This is a genomic window from Maribellus luteus, from assembly GCF_003576475.1.
Lineage (GTDB): Bacteria > Bacteroidota > Bacteroidia > Bacteroidales > Prolixibacteraceae > Draconibacterium > Draconibacterium luteum.
This window is the reverse complement of the sequence record NZ_QWGR01000180.1, coordinates 1-577: the sequence shown is the minus strand read 5'-3', so window position 1 is coordinate 577 and position 577 is coordinate 1. Positions and strand designations below refer to the sequence as shown.

2 protein-coding genes are annotated in these 577 nt (G+C 62.4%); one reads left to right on the top strand and one right to left on the bottom strand.

All coding sequences use genetic code 11. The annotated features are described in order from the left end of the window. Window positions 1-249, top strand: a 249-nt coding sequence (locus D1614_RS28500) for a dodecin (protein WP_004627468.1), incomplete at its 5' end; no start/stop codon positions are given. A 66-nt stretch (window positions 250-315) separates the two neighbouring features. Here the strand turns inward: D1614_RS28500 and D1614_RS28495 are convergent. Continuing rightward, window positions 316-577 (bottom strand): alkaline phosphatase family protein (locus tag D1614_RS28495; RefSeq protein ID WP_206610185.1); only part of this gene is annotated, 262 nt, incomplete at its 5' end.

The window sequence follows — 577 nt, the reverse complement described above, 5'->3', positions numbered from 1 at the left end:
ATGGGTTCCCATACCTACAAGTTGATCGAGCTGGTCGGCTCTTCTCCCGAGTCCAGCGATGCGGCGGTACGCAATGCCATCGCGCGGGCAAGCGAAACGCTCAACCATCTGGATTGGTTCGAAGTCCTGGAAACGCGTGGCCATCTCGTCGACGGCAAGATCGCGCATTGGCAGGTGACGCTCAAGGTCGGGATGCGGCTGGAGACGCTGGAAAGCGAAAAGCCCGCCGGCAAGAAGAAGGGCAAATAGCGGGTAAAGAAAAAGGCGGCCCGGACTGCTCGGGCCGCCTTTTTTCACGAGGACTGCGTTGCAGCGTTACTGCGCCTGCGTGAAATCCAGCGCGTTGGTCAGGTCACCCATCGGCTTGTTGCCGTTGGAGACGAGCGCGGCGTCACGTTGCTTGATACCCGGCAGCGTCGGCAGGCCGAAGCGGTGCGTGATCAGGCGCAGCACCGAAGCCGTGTCGTACTGGGTGTGGTCAACGAAACCCTTCTTGGCGAACGGCGAGACGATGATCGCCGGGATACGCGTGCCCGGGCCCCAGCGGTCGGCCTTCGGCACCGTTGCGTGGTCGTAG